This is a genomic window from Methanolobus chelungpuianus (genome assembly GCF_024500045.1).
GTDB lineage: Archaea > Halobacteriota > Methanosarcinia > Methanosarcinales > Methanosarcinaceae > Methanolobus > Methanolobus chelungpuianus.
Window position 1 is genome coordinate 507,218 of sequence record NZ_JTEO01000002.1, and the last position, 19,982, is coordinate 527,199.

General features: G+C 48.1%; 20 protein-coding genes and 1 tRNA gene. 6 read left to right on the forward strand and 15 right to left on the reverse strand.

What is annotated here, in order from left to right; genetic code table 11:
- Positions 1 to 11: 11 nt before the first annotated feature.
- From PV02_RS03455 to PV02_RS03490, 8 genes are all read right to left on the reverse strand, one after another.
- Entirely contained in the window at positions 12 to 1,634 is a 1,623-nt protein-coding gene (locus tag PV02_RS03455; RefSeq protein ID WP_256621964.1) for a methylamine methyltransferase corrinoid protein reductive activase, read from the reverse strand.
- A 219-nt stretch (positions 1,635 to 1,853) separates the two neighbouring features.
- On the reverse strand, positions 1,854 to 2,132 hold the full coding sequence (locus PV02_RS03460) for a FeoC-like transcriptional regulator (protein ID WP_256621965.1): 279 nt from the start codon (positions 2,130 to 2,132) through the stop codon (positions 1,854 to 1,856).
- 12 nt (positions 2,133 to 2,144) lie between these two features.
- Positions 2,145 to 2,612 carry a hypothetical protein gene (locus tag PV02_RS03465; RefSeq protein ID WP_256621966.1) on the reverse strand — a complete coding sequence of 156 codons (468 nt, stop codon included), beginning with the start codon at positions 2,610 to 2,612 and terminating at the stop codon, positions 2,145 to 2,147.
- A gap of 14 nt (positions 2,613 to 2,626) precedes the next feature.
- Positions 2,627 to 4,624, reverse strand: a complete 1,998-nt coding sequence (feoB, locus tag PV02_RS03470) for a ferrous iron transport protein B (RefSeq protein ID WP_256621967.1) — start codon at positions 4,622 to 4,624, stop codon at positions 2,627 to 2,629.
- Positions 4,625 to 4,692: 68 nt separating this feature from the next.
- On the reverse strand, positions 4,693 to 4,929 hold the full coding sequence (locus PV02_RS03475; protein ID WP_256621968.1) for a FeoA family protein: 237 nt from the start codon (positions 4,927 to 4,929) through the stop codon (positions 4,693 to 4,695).
- A 193-nt stretch (positions 4,930 to 5,122) separates the two neighbouring features.
- Positions 5,123 to 5,602: a metal-dependent transcriptional regulator gene (locus PV02_RS03480; RefSeq protein ID WP_256621969.1), complete on the reverse strand. Its 480-nt coding sequence runs from the start codon at positions 5,600 to 5,602 to the stop codon at positions 5,123 to 5,125.
- Positions 5,603 to 5,738: 136 nt separating this feature from the next.
- Positions 5,739 to 6,896 (reverse strand): pyridoxal phosphate-dependent aminotransferase, encoded by a 1,158-nt coding sequence (locus PV02_RS03485; protein ID WP_256621970.1) that lies wholly within the window; start codon positions 6,894 to 6,896, stop codon positions 5,739 to 5,741.
- 175 nt (positions 6,897 to 7,071) lie between these two features.
- Positions 7,072 to 7,992, reverse strand: coding sequence for a mechanosensitive ion channel family protein (locus tag PV02_RS03490; RefSeq protein ID WP_256621971.1), 921 nt, complete (start codon positions 7,990 to 7,992; stop codon positions 7,072 to 7,074).
- A gap of 213 nt (positions 7,993 to 8,205) precedes the next feature.
- Here PV02_RS03490 and PV02_RS03495 point away from each other — a divergent pair, with 213 nt between their 5' ends.
- Together PV02_RS03495 and PV02_RS03500 are read left to right on the forward strand one after the other, a co-directional pair.
- On the forward strand, positions 8,206 to 9,009 hold the full coding sequence (locus PV02_RS03495) for an HD domain-containing protein (protein ID WP_256621972.1): 804 nt from the start codon (positions 8,206 to 8,208) through the stop codon (positions 9,007 to 9,009).
- 32 nt (positions 9,010 to 9,041) lie between these two features.
- Complete coding sequence (locus PV02_RS03500; RefSeq protein WP_256621973.1) at positions 9,042 to 9,971, forward strand: hypothetical protein; 930 nt, start codon at positions 9,042 to 9,044, stop codon at positions 9,969 to 9,971.
- Positions 9,972 to 10,368: 397 nt separating this feature from the next.
- Here PV02_RS03500 and PV02_RS03505 read toward each other — a convergent pair whose 3' ends face one another.
- Together PV02_RS03505 and PV02_RS03510 are read right to left on the reverse strand one after the other, a co-directional pair.
- Positions 10,369 to 10,773, reverse strand: a complete 405-nt coding sequence (locus PV02_RS03505; RefSeq protein WP_256621974.1) for a cupin domain-containing protein — start codon at positions 10,771 to 10,773, stop codon at positions 10,369 to 10,371.
- Positions 10,774 to 10,966: 193 nt separating this feature from the next.
- On the reverse strand, positions 10,967 to 12,271 hold the full coding sequence (locus tag PV02_RS03510; protein WP_256621975.1) for a M18 family aminopeptidase: 1,305 nt from the start codon (positions 12,269 to 12,271) through the stop codon (positions 10,967 to 10,969).
- 367 nt (positions 12,272 to 12,638) lie between these two features.
- Here PV02_RS03510 and PV02_RS03515 point away from each other — a divergent pair, with 367 nt between their 5' ends.
- The 4 genes from PV02_RS03515 to PV02_RS03530 all read left to right on the forward strand — a co-directional run bounded on the left by PV02_RS03515 (position 12,639) and on the right by PV02_RS03530 (position 16,229).
- Positions 12,639 to 13,403: a TrmB family transcriptional regulator gene (locus PV02_RS03515; RefSeq protein WP_256621976.1), complete on the forward strand. Its 765-nt coding sequence runs from the start codon at positions 12,639 to 12,641 to the stop codon at positions 13,401 to 13,403.
- 204 nt (positions 13,404 to 13,607) lie between these two features.
- Positions 13,608 to 14,477: an NmrA/HSCARG family protein gene (locus PV02_RS03520; protein ID WP_256621977.1), complete on the forward strand. Its 870-nt coding sequence runs from the start codon at positions 13,608 to 13,610 to the stop codon at positions 14,475 to 14,477.
- A 271-nt stretch (positions 14,478 to 14,748) separates the two neighbouring features.
- Positions 14,749 to 15,414 (forward strand): flavodoxin family protein, encoded by a 666-nt coding sequence (locus tag PV02_RS03525; RefSeq protein ID WP_256621978.1) that lies wholly within the window; start codon positions 14,749 to 14,751, stop codon positions 15,412 to 15,414.
- A 26-nt stretch (positions 15,415 to 15,440) separates the two neighbouring features.
- On the forward strand, positions 15,441 to 16,229 hold the full coding sequence (locus PV02_RS03530) for a DUF169 domain-containing protein (protein ID WP_256621979.1): 789 nt from the start codon (positions 15,441 to 15,443) through the stop codon (positions 16,227 to 16,229).
- A 216-nt stretch (positions 16,230 to 16,445) separates the two neighbouring features.
- Here the strand turns inward: PV02_RS03530 and PV02_RS03535 are convergent.
- From PV02_RS03535 to PV02_RS03555, 5 genes are all read right to left on the reverse strand, one after another.
- Positions 16,446 to 16,517: transfer RNA gene (locus PV02_RS03535), tRNA-Thr, on the reverse strand.
- Between the two features lie 105 nt (positions 16,518 to 16,622).
- Positions 16,623 to 17,624 carry a class I SAM-dependent methyltransferase gene (locus tag PV02_RS03540; RefSeq protein ID WP_256621980.1) on the reverse strand — a complete coding sequence of 334 codons (1,002 nt, stop codon included), beginning with the start codon at positions 17,622 to 17,624 and terminating at the stop codon, positions 16,623 to 16,625.
- Between the two features lie 2 nt (positions 17,625 to 17,626).
- Positions 17,627 to 18,238, reverse strand: coding sequence for a LysE family transporter (locus PV02_RS03545; RefSeq protein ID WP_256621981.1), 612 nt, complete (start codon positions 18,236 to 18,238; stop codon positions 17,627 to 17,629).
- Between the two features lie 112 nt (positions 18,239 to 18,350).
- Positions 18,351 to 19,364 (reverse strand): transcription initiation factor IIB, encoded by a 1,014-nt coding sequence (locus PV02_RS03550; RefSeq protein ID WP_256621982.1) that lies wholly within the window; start codon positions 19,362 to 19,364, stop codon positions 18,351 to 18,353.
- A 96-nt stretch (positions 19,365 to 19,460) separates the two neighbouring features.
- Positions 19,461 to 19,721, reverse strand: a complete 261-nt coding sequence (locus tag PV02_RS03555; protein WP_256621983.1) for an H/ACA ribonucleoprotein complex subunit GAR1 — start codon at positions 19,719 to 19,721, stop codon at positions 19,461 to 19,463.
- Positions 19,722 to 19,982: the final 261 nt, after the last annotated feature.

Below are 19,982 nucleotides of genomic sequence, written 5' to 3' on the forward strand. Positions count from 1 at the left end.
CCGAAAAAAGATCATGCCGGGATTTCCAGCACTTCAAGGTTCTCCCACTTGAACTTGTCCTTGGGACATGCATTGATGCATCTCTTGCAGTTGGCGCCGTCACAGAGGTCCGAGCTTATCATGACAACTCCCTCGTCATCGATGCTCAGGGCATCCGTGGGGCATACCTTGACACATTTCTTGCATTCGGGGCATTCCACTTTCATTGTTAGGAAGGTACCCACCCTTTCAAGTACCTGAAGCCCTTCTTCCCCAAGCACAGGTATGTCCCTTATCACACGCTTGTCCACGCGGGTTGTGTGCTCGGGCAGGTCGATCTGCGGCAGTCCCTTCTTCTTCAGGAACTTCTTGAGCATCTTAAAGGGCATGCCTTCGGTCCAATAGGATATCTCTTGGATATATGCATCCTTGAACCCGGGGTCAGTTGCAAACATTATGTGGTTGCTCAGTATCTTCTTTGCGATCTCCTGCAGTTCCCATAGTCTTTCTTCGGAAAGGAGAATCTCCCTTGCCACGATAAGTGAGGTGTTACCTATCTGGATCACCTCGTCGACGTTAAAGGGCACCATGCCTATCTGATGTGCCTTGACAGCATCCATGTAGGTACCTGCAGCCCCTGACATGTACGCCTTCTTCACTTCACTGACCTCGATGCCTGCAGCGTTACACAGTGCAAGGTGGCCGGCACGTATGGCACCGATAGCAAGCCCTGCTTCCTGTACATCGTTCTCGAAGAACTTGACCTTGTCCTGAAGGTAAAGTATGTGGTCGGGTGTGTTGATCTTCGGAAGCTGTATGATCCCGTTCTTCATTCCGGCATCGAGGATGGCAATGACTCCCGTGCCTGTAATTCCCTTTGCGGTAAGGTCGCTGTCCTCGATCACTTCTCCGCTCTTCGGGTCCACGAGCTTTGCCTTGACAGTGTTCATCTCAGCGTCAAGCACGTAGTTGCGCAGGTTGCCGTTCTCGAACTCGGCATCCGCAATGACGAAGGGGGATGCAAGCTTTCCGTACTTTATCTGCTGCCCTTCCAGTGCAGGACCCGCCGCAGCCGAACCTGTATAGATGGTTCCCTGGTGGATGAGTGCCATCTCTGCGTTGGTACCATAGTCAGTGGCAATGGCTGTCTCCTGGGTGTCAAGGAAGCCTGATTTGATAATGAGGGCGAGGGCATCTGCACCGACCTCATGTCTGATGGCAGGCGGTACCACCAGCTTTGCATTGGGATATACTTCAAGGCCAGTGATCTCAGAACAGTCAATGATGCGTGCGCTCCTGTCTGATTCTTTAATGTTGAGCTTCTCTTTCTTCCTCTCTCCTGCATATGCAAGGTCATCTATGGGAATTCCCTGGAATATGGATAACTGTATAGGATTTCCGCAGATGGCCATTCTCTGAAGTTCTTCAGGTGCTATTCCCAAAGCCTCGATGACCTTTCTGACCGCATTCACATGGAGGCCGTGGGCAAGATCCAGCCCGTAGGTGATGGCAAAATCAAGGTGATCCATCACATTTGCTCCCGGAAGCGGATTACGGAGGGTGATCACGGTCTTTTTGATCTCTCCTGAATCCAGGTCGATCTTCTGTGCTCTTATACCACTGGTTCCTAAGTCGATTGCAACTCCTGTTCTCATATGTATCCCTTGAAGTTTTTGTGAAGTTAGTAAGTTAGTATTTGGGTCTTAACTTAAAAATACTATGCTACGGTACTGATGTTTGAAGGCAGTACTATTTAAATTGATTGAAGTACTTATGTAATCGTAAAAAAATGACAGTACCTGCAATCACTTAACGGTGTGTACTCCAAGTTAACTGGATTTACGCCGGAGGCGTCTGTCGCAATAACTAAATATTCATTCCCTGCAGCATACTCTTTTCCCCTTCTCCGTCAGGACATATTTTTTACCAGGGGGATAGTTTGATCCTTTATGGCATGATGTTGCTGCAGTGCAGGCGCAGGTTCCCGGGCAGGTGCCGGGCGCGCCTTCATCACATACTTCCCTGATGTATCCCATATGCTCCATGTTGTGCAGCATGTCTTTCAGATTATCGGGGCTGATGCCAAGCTTCAGGGCAAGTTCTCCCGGAGCAAGGTTCTCAATGAAAAGTCCTTTCAATGTCTCTTTGATCATGATGGCTCCGCCTTAGCCCCCTCCCACTTCAAAACTGTCCTTCCACTTAAGGTATGTGAGCAGGGACATCACTCCCAGATATATCTCCGGCCTAAGCGTATCAAGCAAGGTCCAGCCTGTATATTCCTCGTTTTTCAGTAAATGAGCTTCGAGCAGTTCTCCTGTTGCTGCAAGTACGTATATGCCTCCAAATATGAGGGACAGGATGATCCCTACGTATACATATGCGATCCCTTCCCTGACCCCTGCACGGATCTCCGATACCCCGTACAGGAAAACACTCCCTATCAGAATAAGGATAAGTCCTGCGATGATATCAGCAGGTATGAACAGGGCATCTGCAATCAGGTGCTCCTGATATACTGACCCGTAGGCTTCTGAGAAGGCCTTTGAGAGGCCTGTCACTGTCTGTACGATACCAATGAGTACATAGGCACATCCCATCATAAGAGCGAACAGCATTTTGCCTTTATTCATCATTCCCATAGCCTCCTTTAGTATCCAAGCAGTCTCCCTCCCTGATATACAAGGAAAGCCATTATCCAGGCAACTGCAACTCCATAGGCGAGCGCAAATGCGGTCCATTTCCATGAACCTGTCTCCTTTTTAATAACTCCCAGGGTCGCCACACAGGGCATATACAGCAGACTGAACACCATCAGGCTAAGCGCGCTAAGGGCGCTGATTGAAGGGTCTGCAACAAGGCTTGCTGTCAGAGCCTCAGGATTGTCTCCCACCCCGTACAGCACTCCCATTGATGCGACAACTATCTCCTTTGCCACTAAACCAAAAACAAGGGCAATTGTAATCCTCCAGTCAAATCCCAGGGGCTCAAGCAGAGGTGCAAACAGGTGGCCGAGCATGCCTACGTAGCTTTCCTCGCTGCCGTACTCTGTCCCCCACGGGAAGGATGCCAGGGACCATATTATCACAACGCCCAGCAATATGACGGTTCCTGCCTTCTTGATATACATGGCTCCGTTGTCCCACATGTGCACCACACTCGCTCTCAGGGTGGGCACGCGGTAGGGCGGCATTTCCATGATGAACGGTGCAGGCCTTCCTTTTATGATGGTTGTCCTGAGCAGCTTTGCCGAGGTGACTGCGATCACTATGCCAAGGATGTACATAAAGAATACAACTGTTCCTGCCTGGCGCCCGAAGAACGCTCCTGCCAGGAGTATATATATAGGAAGCCTGGCTCCACAGGAGACGAAAGGCACCACCAGGAGGGTGATAAGCCTGTCCTTTTCATCCTCTATGCTGCGCGTGGCCATGATGGCGGGTACGTTGCATCCAAAACCCATCAGCAGGGGGATGAATGACTTTCCGTGCATGCCTATCTTATACATGAGCCTGTCCATGATGAAGGCTGCCCTGGCAAGATACCCGCTGCCCTCAAGCAGGGACAGCAGGAAGAACAGGATGAATATGTTAGGGACGAAGGTCAGGACGGCTCCCACGCCTCCGATTATGCCGTCCCCGAGCAGGGATGCCAGCCACCCGGGCTCCAGGCCGGAGCTTACATTTATGGCCAGCCACACAAATGCCCGCTCGATCATATCTGTAAAGGGTGTGGCGAATGCGAAAGTGAGCTCAAAGGCTCCCCACATAAGAGCAAGGAATATGGGTATCCCCAAGTACTTGTTTGTCAGGACCCTGTCTATCATATCCGACTTTGTCAACCTGACATTGCACCGGGTGCATATCTGTGGGAAAATAGCGTTGATAGCGACATATCTCTTGTCTGCGATCTCTGCCTCGTACTCCTCCTGGTCGATGGAAGCAAGCAGTTCGCTTATTGCTCCGGCTGCGGTACTCTTCTCTATCTTTGCCCTGACATTGCTGTCGCCTTCAAGCAGCCTGATGCTCATCCAGCGCATGGGGTACTTCTTAGTAAGTTCAGGATCAGTTAGCAGGATCTTCTCAATTTCAAGGACTTTGCTCTCTATAAGGTCGCCGTAGCCTATCTCACGCCCGTGATACTTCTCATCGTGCTTCTGTTCGATTACCCTGTCGAGAAGTTCGTTGATGCCTACGTCCTTACTTGCCACGGTCTGTACAACAGGTGCGGCAAGGATCTCCTGCATTTTATTGATGTATAGCTTGTCCCCCCTTTCCAGGGCGAGGTCGCACATGTTAAGGGCGATGATCATCTCGGTCTCAAGTTCCATCAGCTGTGTCGTAAGATAGAGGTTCCTTTCAAGATTTGAGGCATCCACTATCTGGATCACTATATCCGGCTTTTCCTCTATGATATAGTCCCTTGCGACGATCTCATCCATGGAGTATGCCGTAAGGCTGTAAGTGCCCGGAAGGTCGGTGACCTCTATCTCGTATCCCCTGTAGGTCCTTACACCTGTCTTTTTCTCAACAGTGACCCCGGGCCAGTTACCCACATGCTGCCGGGAGCCAGTTATTGCATTGAACAATGTGGTCTTACCTACATTTGGATTGCCGGCAAGGGCAACTCTGATTTTCCTGTTTTCCATAAGTCCTCGCTCATTGCTATGATCCGGGCCTGCAGATATTATTTGTGATTTCTGGCGGACCATTGTCCCTACTCGATCATCTGGACGAATATCTGGCTTGCCTCTTCCTTCCTGATCGAAAGATGATATCCCTTTATCTGGAACTCAATGGGGTCTCCCAGGGGAGCTTTTCTTACCAGTTCCACTTCCGAGCCGGCGACCATCCCCATATCGAACAGCTTTCTCCTGGCAGGACCTTTTACACGCACTTTCGTAATCCTTGCCAGGTCACCCGGTTTAAGTGTATCAAGCGTGATCTCGGTCATTTTAAGCAGTTCCCTCTTACTATGCGTTTCTCTGAGTAGCGTAATCAGACTTTTAATATATAGCAATATCGCGATAGCTAATATGTTTCTGCATGCAAAACAATCTCAACGATTATCCCGTATACTGTCCTCAGCTGCTGTTACTACCTGCCCCTGCTTCATTATCGTAATGTATTTCACGATAACAGTTACTTTACTTTTTCTTGTGGATAGGGCAATTCTCCTTAGGAGACGGCTTGCAGTCGATGTATTCTCCTGTAGTATAAAAATGCCTGAAATGGTCCAGCCAGTAGGGCCACTCACTTCTCATATCGATGAATTCAACAAATTTTGTCAGGATCTCAAAGGTTTCGGGTGCAAGCACGTGTTCTATCTTGCATGCGTCAAGGTTGGCGTTCTCCTCATCCAGTCCCAGCAACAGAAGAAAATCCCTGATGACCCCGTGCTTTTCCATGGTGCACTTGGCAATCCTCTCCCCCTCTTCGGTAAGTGTCACGCCGCCGTATTTCTCATAGTTGATGTATCCTAGCTTGGTAAGCTTCTTGAACATCCCGGTAACGCTCGGGGAACTGAGGTCAAGCTCCCGGGAGACATCCTTTACCTGGGCATAGCCTTTTCTCTCCACAATTTTCTCGATGGCTTTCAGGTAATCTTCCGTTCTTTCAGTCGTCATAAAAACCTACCATTTTTCGGATTAGCTATTGAAGTAGAGATGGTCTCCCAATAGTATATAAATATGACTGTTTTTGCCGTATGGGTCGTAATAAATATAACCCGTTTATCTTTTGCTGTTCTTTTGAATGACCATTTTATCTGATGCGGCTCAGGTAAGCCTCGAGCCTGTCCATGCCTTCCCTGATATTATCAAGGCTGTTCGCGTAGGAGAAGCGCAGGAAACCTTCTGCACCGTCGCCGAAATCTATTCCCGGGGTAACCGCAACGTCGATATCTTCGAGTATCCTCCGGCTCAGTCCAAGCGAATCCTCCGAGAACCTGCGGGCATCAGCAAGTATGTAGTATGCCCCCACAGGTTCGCTCTCAACCTCAAGTCCCATTCCCCGCAGGCGCCCGAGCATGTAGCGCCGCCTCTGGTCATAGGCAGTGACCATCTCCTTGACCCTCTCCTGTGGCCCTTTGAGGGCGGCAACACCCGCATGCTGAACAAAGGCATTGGTGGAGATGAAGAAGTTCTGCTGTATCTTCTGCAGCGTGCGGATGTATCTCTCAGGAGCTATAAGGTACCCCAGTCGCCATCCCGTCATAGCATAGAGCTTGGAAAAGCCGTTAAGCACAAAAGCATTCTCAGTGAACTCCAGAATGGTGTGGTCCTCGCCCTCGTACACCAGTCCCTGGTATATCTCATCAGATATTATAGGCACATCTCCGGCTACCTCGGCCAGTCCCCGCATAATCCCGGACGGTATTACCTGGCCGGTGGGGTTGGAGGGTGAGTTGATCAATATAGCTCTTGTCCTCTCAGTGATCCTGCCTGCAACCTGCCGGGGCTGAAGCATAAAACCGCTCCCCCGGTCCGTATAGATGAAATCAGGGATCCCGTTCACTGCCCTGACGAAATTGGGATAGCATGCATAATGAGGGTTTGACATTATCACTTCATCCCCCGGATCAATAAGGGCCAGGAAAAGCGAAAGCATGGCAGGGCTCGTCCCTGATGTGATCATCACCTGTTCGGGAGCCACCACAACGCCAAACTTATCCCTGTACCTTTCAGCAATAGCCTCCCTGAGTTCCGGGATGCCCTGGCTGTGGGTATACTTCGTGTTCCCTGAACACATAGCTGCAGCAGCGGCCTCACAAATGTGAGGTGCTGTGGGAAGATCGGGCTCTCCAATTTCCAGATGGATCACCCTCCTGCCTTCTCTTTCAAGCTCCTGTGCCCTCTCAAGTACTTCCATTACATGGAAGGGCGGCATATCCGCCACTCTGTCAGATATATTCTTTTTCATCCTATAGGCCCTGACCGGTCAATATATTCAGGAGAGGGCTGGACTATAAAAAAGTTCGTATCCGCCTATCAGGGCATTGCCGGTAAGCTCCGGGCAGTAATAAAATAAGGTCAGGTCTGCCATGCATGACAGACCTGATATATCCGGGCTTCGTACTCCAGACAATGTTCTTCTATTACTTCTTCTCTCTGGCGTAGGCAACAAGAGCATCCTTTATGCCCCACTTGAATGCTATCACAATTGCAATACCCCATGCAAGCGGGTTGAGCAAGATATAGAATATGCCTGTATCTATCAGCATTGCATCAAGTGCAAGCAGTATCACTACAAGTGCAAGGAAACCCCTCAGGGCGGGCACCCATATCTCACTGCCTTCCACATTCATATTCTTCATGAAGCCACCGATGTAATCTGCGAACAGATCTATGGCCAGGAGTCCTATGACCAGTATCAATATACCTGCAAACAGGTTTGGCAGATATGCTATCATGGCTGCCACAATACCTGCAATGAGCCCCAGGTTGAGTATGTCCAGTGCTGCCATTATGAATACAAGATAACCGAACACTTTCACAATGCCTGCTATAAGACCAGAGAATGTGATCCCGCTGGTTCTCATCCCGCTGCCTATGGAGGTTCTCTCCAGGCGTTCATCAATGCCTGTGGCAATGAGGACATTCTTTACGAGCCCTGCCAGGAAATCCACAAGCAGCAAACCTATTATCAATACTGCGAGTGCTGAGAGTATGAGGGGTATATATAGGATTATACTTGTGATAAAGGCTGCAACAACCTGTATCTGCAAGAGGTCTATAATAATTACCGCAAATACAAGATAAACGAACCATCTTATGGCCGCATCGAAGAGTTCCACAACAGTGAATTGTGTCCGCTCTATCATTCTTCCCAGAGACGTCCTGTTGATCAGGTCGTCCAGACCTATCTTGTCCAGGATCTTTGATCCTATCTTTCCCAAAGCCCTTCCTGCTATCCAGCCTATGATGATCAGCAGTATGACTGCTATCAGAAGCGGGATAAAAGCGATCAATACATTTATCAGACCATATAAACTGTTCATTATAGTCGATTCTACCATATCATGTACCTCCCTACTGAACGCGACCACTATAACCCTTTTTAAATCGTGGCGCGCCGGACTGGCATTATGGACGCCTTAAAATTAAGGACATCAACCCCAATCTACAGATTAAATTTTGTTACCAATGGTATTTATACTTAGTGTGTAAGGTAGTTTGTATTTACAGTTCATGCAAAGACCCAATAAGGATGAACCCTTAATCAATGGCCGATGATCGAAGAAGAGTTCCATTTATTTGAAAAGTGGTTCACGGGATATGTGAGCTCTTTCTATTCGGAGGACATGTTTGTTCTTCGCAATGTCAAACTCAAGGAAAGGCACAGTCTGGAGGTATGCAGGAACGCTTCCATCATCTCCGGTCCGGAGGGACTGGATACCGAAGAACGCTATCTTGCCATGATCATCGGCCTTTTTCATGACATCGGCCGCTTTGAGCAGATAACGCGCTACAGGACCTTCAGGGATTCGGAATCTGAGAACCATGCGCTTCTGGGTGTGAAGATCCTCAGGTCCGCGGATGTACTGGCCCGCCTGCCGGCTACACTACAGGATTTGATCTGCCAGGCCATCGCAAATCATAATATTTACGCAATCCCTGAAACATGTGACAACAGGTGCCTGTTCCACTCAAGACTTGTCAGGGACGCCGATAAGCTGGATATCTTCCGCGTACTGGCTGATTATTATACTGAAAGGGATTCTTCCCCTAATCCTCCACTGGATATGGGCCTTCCGGACATTCCCGAATACTCTTCCCGGCTGCTTGGAGACCTCTTTAACAACAGGATGGCAAGTACTGCAGATCTCAGAACATGCAACGATATGAGGCTTGCAAGGCTTTCCTGGGTGTTTGATCTCAATTTTAAAGAAAGCTTCCGGCTTGTCAGGAAGCACGGTTACATAAACATGATTATCTCAAGGCTTGCGCAGGACGACAAAGTGGAAGACCTTCGTATCCACATTGAAGATTACATTGATTCAGTCCTGGCTTCCGGCAGTGGCATCAGGGGATAAACCGTTTAAGATCTGGGGCCGTATAATATCATATGAAATCTTTTTCTTCGGGAACTATCGACTCAAGAATAAACCTCGTTACATCCCTTCCTGTTATCAGCGGATATTATCTGGTCCTGGGCGGCGGAAAGATCGGTGACAGTTTTCTAAGATACGCAAAAAGATCGCGCTTCCCTCTTGTGCTTGTCATTGATTCGGATGCAGATGCACCAGCCTCATTGAATGCTGTTGTACTGGATAAAAGGGAAGAGGTCGTTGAAATTATCCGTTCTGTGGCTGCTGCAAAGGCAAACACAGGCCGGGCCGGGGAAGGGGATGCCGGAACAGGTAATGGAGACACCAGAGGATCGGGGGATGCGGGCATCTATTTCTACAGGATGGACGTGAGTGATGTATTCTCTCTTCTTGCCTGCGGGATACCGGAATTCGTTATACCGGCTGTACCTTCACATGCTGCGGCTGATATAGTCGAGGCTTCCATGGACCTGGGTAAGGGGGGACTTGCGCGCAAGCTTTCCATCAACAGGGATGATGAGGTTCTGGCCTCTTTTTTCCAGGGTCTTGTGTCAGCGTTTCCGGAGAATGTAATTGCCGGGACCTACCCCGAGCACGGTGCCATTTTCCTGTCCTATGCGCAGCCCGGTGAGACGTGCCCTGACAACTGTCCCGGGCAGGAGGATTACTGCCGTACCTTCTCCAGGGAGAAACCCAGGACCATTACAAGCTATGCCATGGAAGCTACCCTGACACATCCGGGGCAGGTCTTCAATAGTTACCAGATGAAGCCGGGTATTGGCGGCATTAAAGGCGTTCACCTGAAGGAGAACATGATATCTGCCATGAGATATGTCCGTTCCGTCATGGAGAACCCGCTTGAGCATCCTTTACTCAGGGAAAGGTCCTTCTTTATTGCAACCACCTGCAATTGCCATGGTATCCTGACACTGTTGTATGTCGTGTGAAGTTCCTTCAGGGAGCGGCTTTGAAGGAATGATTGGGAAGAAGAGGTTGGCCGGATGGAAAAATGGTGGTTGGTTGGATTTTTGTGGTTGGTTGGTGGTACGATATGAACCCGGCCTATTTGTAATTAGTTTATTAATATAAATATATATCTACTCTTAAAAATCACCCGGGTCCAGCCGGGACCGGAATGTCGCTCCATCTGACTGGTTATTGCAGTCAGTAGCATCGACCGTATGAATTATAGATGGGATATAAGGATAAGAAGCCTCCGGGAGAGCCGGGTGTCTGCTATCTCTGTAGCAATGTCTTTACTCCATTTCCTGGAATGCCTGCCTGCTCCTGGTTGCTGCATTATAAAGAGCACGGTGATAATAAGTTGACATCCCTCGAAGAATATCAGTCCGAAGGGACGGGGACAACGAAAAATGTGCAGAACCCGCTGCCTGTATTCCTTGTCACGTGACCTTTGCCTGAAGTATCTTCCAGCAGGACCAGGTCCCCCGGCTCAAGTCGCCTGACCGTTCCATCTGTAGTCTCCATCTCCACGGCACCTGACAGGAGGGCCAGGAACTGCCGGGTTGGGGCCGGGTGCAGTTCGCCGACCCAGCCAGGTTCAAATGTATAAAAACGATACTTTGATGCAGGCCCATCCCCGGAGACATAGAATGGGGCAGCCGGCGGCGCTGCCTGTGCAAGGGTCTGTCTGACCGTCACGATGTCGAAGTGAGAATCGCCCCGTGAGTCTGCATATATCCTATGGTAGCTCACCTGAGCGAGTTCAGAGGAACTTCTTTCAGTCATATTAGGTTTCTCCCATTGCCAGTTGAGTTTGCTTTCCTGCATAACTCTCCTGCATAATTACATTTTGTCCGAGAATAGATAAAAGTTACGATATCTCCGGATATATAGCCTGTTCCTCAAGTTCCAGGAGTAAGGCGCTGCTATCCTTTTTACAAGCCTGCTTCGAGATCAGGCCAGGCGAGCTATGGTCCTATTATTTCTCCAGCTGGAAAAACGTCCTGAATATCTCAATGGAATCCCGGAAGTCCTGTTTGCCCATCAGCTCCCTGGCCGAGTGCATTGCCAGCATCGGCACTCCAACATCCACTACCCTGACGGGCACGTATTTACTGAGCAGGGGGCCCAGAGTCGTTCCTCCCGGCTGGTCTGAATGGTTCACGAACTTCTGGTATTTCACACCGGCCCTGTCACACAGCTGCTGGAAAGCTGCAATGGTCTCCACTTCCGATGCATAGGAGCGATTGCAGCTGATCTTGATGGCTATCCCACTGTTCATTACAGGTTTGTTGGTGATATCGCTCTTCTCTCCGTAATTGGGATGCAGGCCGTGGGCACAGTCAGCAGAGATCACAAAGAAGTCCGTATCCTCCAGGGTGGGTAGTGGTTCCTTTCCCACCGTTCCCAGACGGATCCTTTCCAGGATATTGCTCAGCATCACCGAGTCAGCACCCTGCCTGGTCGCAGAACCGATCTCCTCATTGTCCATGAAAGCCACCATGTTAATCCCGTCCATATGCCTTGATCCCACAAGAGCTTCCATAGCAGCATAAACCATGGACAGGTCGTCGATCCTCGGGCAGGAGATGAATTCCTCCCTTGATCCGACCAGCATGCCTTCTTCACTGCAATAAACGTTCAGATCCATGTCCAGGATGTCTTTACGATCGACCCCGGCCTCCTCCGCAACCAGACCCAGCAGATAACCATCCCTGATTTCGTCTTCGATCAACCGGGTCAGGAGAGGTTGCATTTCTTTCTGGACCTTGATCTCCACGCCTTTATTGACATCACGGTTCATATGGATGGCCAGATTGGGGATGATAAGCAGCGGTCTCTGAAAATCCAGGTGGATCACTTCCGGCCTCAGGATCTCATCGGATCTCACCGCTATTCTTCCGGCAATGGATAAGGGACGATCGAACCATGTGTTCAGGATGGGTCCGCCGTAGCGTTCCACATTCAGTGTCAGCATCCCTTCACTGTTCACCTCCGGATTGGGCTTGATCCTGAATCCGGGGTTATCGGTGTGGACAGCGATCATCTTCACCCTTTTTGCCGGAGACTGGCCGCTTCCGATAGTAAAGCCCACCAGCATGGAGGGATAGGGGGACAGATAGTATTTCCCCGATGCATTCAAGGCCCAGGGCCCATTCATTCCCAGCTCCGTAAAACCTTCAGCTTCCATGCGTTCCCTTATGGCATCCACCGTCTGAACGGATGTTGTTGCTTTTTTCATAAATGCAAAGAAATCCCTGATATAATCCCTGGTATGTTCCATGCTCGCCACCTTTCTCATGTTTTTAGCATCATTGTAGATAAATAAACTCTTGGAATACTTAATACTGCAACTCTATACTGATAAGAAATCACATGGAGGAAAATGCCACGGATGCTAGCTATTTACTCTGAATGCTCATGAAAGGAAAAGGGTGGAGATGCTGGAAGGATGCTGAGTGCACTTTAACTTTATTCTTCAAAGACTATTGATTTTTATGTTTGGATGCCGAATAGCAATTATAACATGTGACCAGATAAGGCTGCTACTTACAAGTCATCTGCTTTGCATCTGGTTTAAAAGACACTGGTATTAACCCTCAGCATGCAGGAACGAATAATACAAAGTATCAAAATGGGGATCATGGGATATGTTGCTTGATGAAAAGACATTAGTGACATTACAAAAATTGGGATTGACATACTATGGCGCAAGGGTTTATACAACGCTTGTCTCCCTAGGCCCGAGCGATGCAACTGACCTTGCCATTGAATCAGAGGTTCCGCGGACAAAGATATATGATGTCCTCAGAAGGCTCGAAACCGAGAAATGGATAACCGTCGAACATACAAGGCCTATCACTTATACTGCTAAGTACCCTAAGGATATAATCGAAGAGCAAAAAGCCGTCTTTAATTCCGAAATTGACGATGTATCCAATCAACTGTCTATGCTGTATGATAAATTAATGGATAAGGAAATTCCTAAGGTGTGGCTTTTAAGAGGAACGGATAATATTACGGCAAAAGTGCTTGATATGGTGGGCAGAGCTAAAAAAGACATAATGCTTCTGGGAGCCCTTTACTCTGCAGACGAGCTTGAGCAGCTCAGAACAGAACTATCACTCGCTAAGAAAAAAGGGCTGAATATCCGTGTTATCTCTAAACAGAGTATAAAACTGAAAGATGGAAAATTGGACATCGTTGAGAAGTTATCTCCAGTCATACCTGAAATTAAAATATCAGGGCCTTCATTTGCAAAATATGTAATAATCGATGATAAAGAACTGCTAATCGTATACTCTAAGGTAGAAGGCGATGTTCTGGATGTAGATAGCATAATAGCTATATGGATTCCAAATGTGTCAGTTGCATCATATCAGGCAAGCATATTCAATGGCATATGGAACGAGTGACCAGAAATTAATAGCACGGATTTTTCCTTATTCCTTATTTTGCTGTAATTCTTTTTTACTGTATTATTTATTGATAAGATTAGAAAATCGAAATTAGTCACGAATACCCGTCCGAGAGTTACAAAATAAATATAAAGCCTTAATCAGAGATTCATTATCAACCTCGCATGAATAAAAGAGCCAGATATGAAATAGGAGCAAAATATGATACTGTTAATCGGTGCAACAGGAAATATAGGCATGCCAATAGTCAAAAGCCTCCAAAAGAAAGGTGTGGAGATTCGCCTGCTTGTACACAATGAGAAATCAAGTGCAGTAATCGAATCATTGGGGCAGATGGAAATTTTTGCAGGGGATTTTCGCAACGACTCTGATCTGAGGGAAGCCATGAGAGGTTGCAGTTCAGTATTCCATGTTGTCCCGCCTTTTACACAGGATGAAGCTGAGATTGGTTATCGCGTTATAGAGAATGCACGTCATGCCGGTGTTGAACATATTGTCTTCAATTCGGTCCTTCATCCACAGCTGCGCAAGATGGAGCATCATGCCCGGAAACTATTGGTCGAAGAGGCAGTGATCGAATCCGGCTTGGCTTTCAACATAGTTCAGCCTGCAATGTTGATGCAGAATCTTCTGATGGTGTGGAAAACAATAAGAGAAAAAGGTGTATATCCGGTCATTTCCTCTCCGGACAAAAAAATGTCTCTTATTGATTCGGAGGATATCGGGGAAGCGGTTGCTAATATCCTGACAGATCCTTCATTGCGTAATGCTACCTTCGAGCTGGCAGGATCTGATCCGCTCACTTACAAAGAGATGACCTCTATTATCAGTGAGGAGCTGAAGCAGCCGGTAAAAGTCGTGGCGATAGATGATAAAGGCAGGGAGGAGCTGGCATGGGCACAGGGCATGTCCTCTCATGCTATCAATACATTCCTTAAAATGGCAGAGTACTACGACAAACATGGATTTGCCGGTGGCAACTCCTTGGTGCTCACGTCAATCCTGAAGCGGTCACCTAACAGTTATCGTGATTTCATCAGGCGTTTAATTATAGAAGATGGCTGTCTTTGAAAACCTGCCCGTCTATCCATTAATTTATCCCATTCAGTTGCTCAGTAGATAGGGGGAGATTGTCCTGCTCGCCTTACCTGCCTACAGGATAGGAAAACTTTTCATATTTATGCTTTTGTTGTATTTTTTTCTCACTGTATCATTTATTATAAGCGCTATTATATAGCAAACTGAGATCAGTCACTAATACCCCTCTAAAAGTTACAAAATGCATATAAGGTCTTAATGAGATGATGCCTTGTCAAGTTCACATAAACAAAGGAGCAAAAACATGAAGATAGTCGGAATACATTCAAGTCCAAGAGGTAAGAACAGTAATACATTAAAGTTGTTGGACGCTGCTCTGGCCGGAGCTGCGGATGCCGGGGCCGATATTGAGTCTATTGATATTACAAGACTTAATATCAGTTACTGCATTGCCTGTGACGTCTGCCACAAAAAGGGTGGATGCCCGATAAAAGATGACTTCAATAACGTAATGGATAAACTTCTGGCTGCAGATGGCATAATCTTAAGCAGCCCTAATTACATAATAAATATAACAGCGCAACTCAAGACACTGTTCGACAGGAGTCCGCGTATTGTTCATGAGCAGCTCTTTGAAGGGAAATACGGTTTCTCATTGACAACGACAGGCAGCGGTGACGTCGATTTTGTACTTAAGATCATGAATGACTATATGGTGATCTGCGGAGGCAACACAGTTGGAGGGGTCGGGTGCGCAATGGCAGAGGGTCCTTCAGTATTGGAAGCGGCTGTTGAGAACTCGCATGAGATGGGAAAAGACCTTGTTAAGGCCATAAGGGAGAACCGGCAATACCCTGAACAGGATACTGTGCATAAAATGTGGAAAGAAGGATTCAAGTATGCCATCCTTAATAATAAAGATCAATGGGCTCATAACTACGATTACTGGCTGGAGAAAAGCTGGATCTGAAAATAAGTTTCTCTGAAGATGAGCATATGGCATCAACAGCTCTGCTGGATATAAAGAAAGTGGGGGAAAAGCTTACAGAAGCCGGCAGGTTAAAACTGCGCCCTCTATGCGTCTACAGCACGGACAAAATTCCGAATAACGCAGTACCCTCATATAAAGTAGATCGCTGCATAGCAAGAGCTATTTACTCCTCTGCCCTTTTTGAAGAAATCCCTCCATTATATGTTGAAGCATCTCATGAGCAGTGCTGCGCAGGCGGACTGGTATGGACCGGATTGGCTGAACCGCACCCGAAACTGAAGTACTTCGTGACAGTGGGAACTCCTGATTTCCATGGAGGCGCTGCCGAGCATTTAAAGGCAGGTCCTGAACTGTTCGATGAGCAGAAGAAGCGGGCAGGAAAAATCACCCCTCACGGCAAGTACACAGTCATTGCTCCATGCACTGATGCCCTTGCACCTGAAGATGTCATGTCTTTTATTCTTTTTGCAGGTAGTGAACAGATAAGAAATCTCTGTGGGCTGGCGCAGTTCAATAGTTCCGATCCCTTCTTTAAAACATTGATACCCGGAGGACCGACATGCGCTGTTATGATCGCTTTTCCGGCAGGTATTGCAGAGAATGCTCCGGGCGACTCAGCTTATGTCGGGCCTGTCGATCCTACAGGAAATTCCTGGCTGCCTCCTGAGTTAATGATTATGGGCATCCCGGCATCACTGGCGCAGCAGATGGCAGCCGATCTGAAAGAGTCTTTTATTGACAAAAGAAGCAAAGTAGCATACCCGGAAAAACGTATCATAGTACAATCAAAGTGAAATGCATATAAGGGCATAGGGAAGTGTAATACAAGGAAATATGATGAGGAGTATGAAGAAAAGTTCCTGCTCAGTCTTGAGATGCAATCTGATAAAGAATTCACACCTAAACACGCAGGTTTAATCCTTGTCGTGCCAACCTGCACTCTCGCTTATCTATTATTTCCATTAAGGATAAGAAAAATCAAAAAAGTGGCTTCCGGCCCTGTGATTTAAAGCCCCCGGGGGGATTTGAACCCCCGACCTGCTGATTACGAATCAGCCGCTATACCGCTAAGCCACAGAGGCAGGTGTGGATGACCTTATAACCATATATATCGATTTAATGATTTCGCTTATCTGCCGTAATACTCGGTCATTTGATACTTATACTACTTATATTACTTATATTACTTATATTACTTTCACTTCTATGCAGACATTGAGCTGATGCGGAGCGTAAGAGCGGACAATACGTGTGTCAGAGACCTCAATGATCCTGCCAGCCCTGCCGGCAGCTTGCCCGATTAGCTCAAGTGAGCTTCCGAAAAGGTCATCCTCAGGCGTGATACCATAATAGTGAATGATGGCTTCAGGCGCACAGAGCCTCATGGCGGCGTCAAGGAACTCATGGGCGTTGTGGGGCAGGTTCATAATGACATGGTCCGCAAGGCCTGAGAACCTCTCAGCTTCACGGTTCGCATCACCTTCAATTGCCTCCACGTTGGATACTGAGTTAAGTTCGATGTTACGGCGCAGGAACTCCACGGCATCAGGGTTCTTGTCAACGGCAATGACCCGTATATCAGGGCTCTTCTTTGCTATCATGATACTGTAAGGGCCGACACCCGCAAACATGTCAACTACGGTCTGGCCCTCCCGGACCTGTGCCAGGATGCGGGAGCGCTCCGTTGCCAGGCGGGGGGTGAAGTATGCCTTTTCAAGGTCAATGTAATACCTGCAGCCGTATTCCCTGTGGATGGTGGAGGTCTTGTCCTCTCCTGCTATCTTCCTGAACCTGCGTGTCCTGAACTCTCCCTCCACGGGTCCGAGAGCAGCAAGCACGGTCCTTACGTTGTTCTTTACCTTCATGATGGCCTCTGCCACTTTCTCAGGCTCGGGGACATCATCTTCTATAAGCGCGATATCTCCTATCACTTCAAAATGGGGGACCCGACCCAGAAAGTCTTCCAGCTTCAACTGTTCTTTCTGTGGCTCGAAATCATACCCGGACAGTTCGAATTCCCCGGGAATCTCCCAGAGTTCGTTTTCATGTGGTTCCCTTACCAGCGGCAGACAGAGGGATTCTCCATCCGTGCATATGCGGAGTGAATTGTCCAGAAGGTCCATCTCCAGCAGCGCCCTGCGCACAGGCTCTCCCTTTTTCCTCAAAACTCTGATGCAGATCCTTTTCATGCTTACGTACCTATGATGAACCATGACCCGAACAGGACAAGGAACAGACCACAGGATATCAGTACCATTTCATAAAGTTTTGGGGACATGAACTTCTTTCCCCTGCTGAATGAAGTGGAAACGACTGTAAAATAACCCAGGTCCGCCAGCCAATGACCTGTTACGAACATTGCCGCAGCAAGTATACTTATCTCAAGCCCGCGCAGGACAAGAGCGCTTCCGGCTGCAAGCCACCATAGCCAGAAATAAGGGTTCGAGGCGGAAGCTACCACTCCTGCAAGCATCGGACTCGCACTCGCCCTGCCATGTCCATGCATTGAGCCTGCTGCACTCTTTGCGTTCTTCACGGTAAGGACACCAAAGATCACCAGTGCCGCTCCTCCTATAAGGGATATTGCCGTGACAGCGTAATCACTTACTGATGTGATGCCATAAATTATCAAAAGGCAGACCAGCAACTCCAGCGCGGCGTGGCCCGCGAATATCTCCGGGCCTGCCTGCCATCCTCTTTTCAGGGATGTGTCTATGGTGGCAAAAAGCATTGGTCCGGGCACAAGAGCTCCTGTCATTCCCACGGCAAATCCGATGGTCAGCATTTCCAGTAGTTCCAGCATAGTTAGCACTGCCTGATCGGGTTAAGCATTAAAGACCATTGTCAAAAAAGATATCTACAAAGGAAGTACGAACGACCTTCCTTTGTTGATGGACTTCCATTAGCTTGCGTGCTCAGAGAATAATCTCTATATCGAGCTCTTCTGCAAGTTCCTTGTACCTGTTGCGGATAGTGACCTCGGTCACACCTGCAACATCTGCGACCTCGCGCTGTGTCCTGCGTTCTCCGCACAGGATGGATGCGATGTAAATGGCTGCTGCAGCTACACCGGTCGGGCCACGGCCACTGGTAAGCTCTTTCTCGGAAGCCTGCCTGAGGATCTCAACACCCCTGGACTGCACTTCACCCTTGAGGTTAAGTCCTGAGCAGAACCTCGGGACGTAGTCTATGGGTGATGTGGGCATAAGCTTGAGTGACAGCTCCCTTGAGATGAAGCGGTATGTCCTGCCTATCTCTTTCCTGCTCACTCTTGATACTTCTCCTATCTCGTCAAGCGTCCTCGGGACACTGCACTGGCGGCATGCTGCATAGAGTGCTGCTGCGGCGACGCCTTCAATGCTCCTTCCACGGATGAGGTTCTTGTCGACGGCTTTCCTGTAGACCACGGCCGCGGTCTCACGCACTGTCCTTGGCAGACCCAGGGCTGATGCCATACGGTCCAGTTCGGACAATGCAAACGCAAGGTTCCTCTCGGTAGCGTTACTGACACGTATCCTACGCTGCCATTTTCTCAGTCTGTACAGTTGCGCCCTGTTCTTGGAGGAAATGGATTTCCCATAGGAGTCACGGTTTCTCCAGTCGATCATTGTGGAGAGACCTTTGTCATGTATGGTGTAGGTCATCGGCGCACCCACACGTGAGCGTTTCATTCTCTGGTCGTGGTCAAATGCACGCCATTCGGGTCCTTCGTCCACGAACTCGGCGTCTACGACAAGTCCGCAGTCGGCACAGACCAGCTCGGCTCTCTCATAGTCCTGTACAAGGCTGCGGCTGCCACACTCAGGACACTGGACCTTAGCCTTCTCAACGTCCATGTCTTTCTCTTTTTCCTTGCGTGCCTTGATCATTGCACGTATCTTCTCCCTTTCGGAAGTATCGGAATACCGTACCCTTTCAACTTCGACCATTTTCATTCACCTTCTCTCTGTAATCAGAAAATATATTTCTTCAGTCTTCTCTCAGTCAACCACAGCTCACAACAAACAATTTAAAAGGCTTCGTATTCACTGAACGTATACCCGTTCATTAACCAGTTTTTGCAGATCAGAACCGGCAGTTCCTTTGTTCGGTCTAACAATATAGTATGGCCAGTCAACGGGTCCGAAAACACCGGTGACCTTTCCTATTCGCTTAATCGATTTATCAAGAACAAAAGAATGTATTCTAGGCATTTCTTTCATAGATCCGGAAAACTTCTTTGCTTCCCCTCTGATGATCAGCTCATCCTGTTTCGAAATATGTGATACTTTACCCAGTCGTTTCATATCTTGTGCAGGTTCTACCTTTATTATTTGGAACTATTCTTGCGTTAATAGTATATATACTTTACGCAGGGGTTTTAATATTGCCAGTTTTCCATACAAAAAGATATCGTTAATATGGAGAATAAGTTCCCTATTTCTTTATATTTACCTTAACCGCTGGCCGTGCTATTTCTTCGCAGACCACAACCTTAAAGTGATAACAGAACCATCTTGGCTCGACTTTATTAGCTTTATAGCATCTTTATATTGAGTTCATACTAA

Excerpts from the sequence above, each read along its gene's own strand:
- PV02_RS03455 (WP_256621964.1), bottom strand. The coding sequence starts at position 1,634 with ATGAGAACAGGAGTTGCAATCGACTTAGGAACCAGTGGTATAAGAGCA.
- PV02_RS03460 (WP_256621965.1), bottom strand. The coding sequence starts at position 2,132 with ATGATCAAAGAGACATTGAAAGGACTTTTCATTGAGAACCTTGCTCCG.
- PV02_RS03465 (WP_256621966.1), bottom strand. The coding sequence starts at position 2,612 with ATGATGAATAAAGGCAAAATGCTGTTCGCTCTTATGATGGGATGTGCC.
- feoB (WP_256621967.1), bottom strand. The coding sequence starts at position 4,624 with ATGGAAAACAGGAAAATCAGAGTTGCCCTTGCCGGCAATCCAAATGTA.
- PV02_RS03475 (WP_256621968.1), bottom strand. The coding sequence starts at position 4,929 with ATGACCGAGATCACGCTTGATACACTTAAACCGGGTGACCTGGCAAGG.
- PV02_RS03480 (WP_256621969.1), bottom strand. The coding sequence starts at position 5,602 with ATGACGACTGAAAGAACGGAAGATTACCTGAAAGCCATCGAGAAAATT.
- PV02_RS03485 (WP_256621970.1), bottom strand. The coding sequence starts at position 6,896 with ATGAAAAAGAATATATCTGACAGAGTGGCGGATATGCCGCCCTTCCAT.
- PV02_RS03490 (WP_256621971.1), bottom strand. The coding sequence starts at position 7,992 with ATGGTAGAATCGACTATAATGAACAGTTTATATGGTCTGATAAATGTA.
- PV02_RS03495 (WP_256621972.1), top strand. The coding sequence starts at position 8,206 with ATGATCGAAGAAGAGTTCCATTTATTTGAAAAGTGGTTCACGGGATAT.
- PV02_RS03500 (WP_256621973.1), top strand. The coding sequence starts at position 9,042 with ATGAAATCTTTTTCTTCGGGAACTATCGACTCAAGAATAAACCTCGTT.
- PV02_RS03505 (WP_256621974.1), bottom strand. The coding sequence starts at position 10,773 with ATGACTGAAAGAAGTTCCTCTGAACTCGCTCAGGTGAGCTACCATAGG.
- PV02_RS03510 (WP_256621975.1), bottom strand. The coding sequence starts at position 12,271 with ATGGAACATACCAGGGATTATATCAGGGATTTCTTTGCATTTATGAAA.
- PV02_RS03515 (WP_256621976.1), top strand. The coding sequence starts at position 12,639 with ATGTTGCTTGATGAAAAGACATTAGTGACATTACAAAAATTGGGATTG.
- PV02_RS03520 (WP_256621977.1), top strand. The coding sequence starts at position 13,608 with ATGATACTGTTAATCGGTGCAACAGGAAATATAGGCATGCCAATAGTC.
- PV02_RS03525 (WP_256621978.1), top strand. The coding sequence starts at position 14,749 with ATGAAGATAGTCGGAATACATTCAAGTCCAAGAGGTAAGAACAGTAAT.
- PV02_RS03530 (WP_256621979.1), top strand. The coding sequence starts at position 15,441 with ATGGCATCAACAGCTCTGCTGGATATAAAGAAAGTGGGGGAAAAGCTT.
- PV02_RS03540 (WP_256621980.1), bottom strand. The coding sequence starts at position 17,624 with ATGAAAAGGATCTGCATCAGAGTTTTGAGGAAAAAGGGAGAGCCTGTG.
- PV02_RS03545 (WP_256621981.1), bottom strand. The coding sequence starts at position 18,238 with ATGCTGGAACTACTGGAAATGCTGACCATCGGATTTGCCGTGGGAATG.
- PV02_RS03550 (WP_256621982.1), bottom strand. The coding sequence starts at position 19,364 with ATGGTCGAAGTTGAAAGGGTACGGTATTCCGATACTTCCGAAAGGGAG.
- PV02_RS03555 (WP_256621983.1), bottom strand. The coding sequence starts at position 19,721 with ATGAAACGACTGGGTAAAGTATCACATATTTCGAAACAGGATGAGCTG.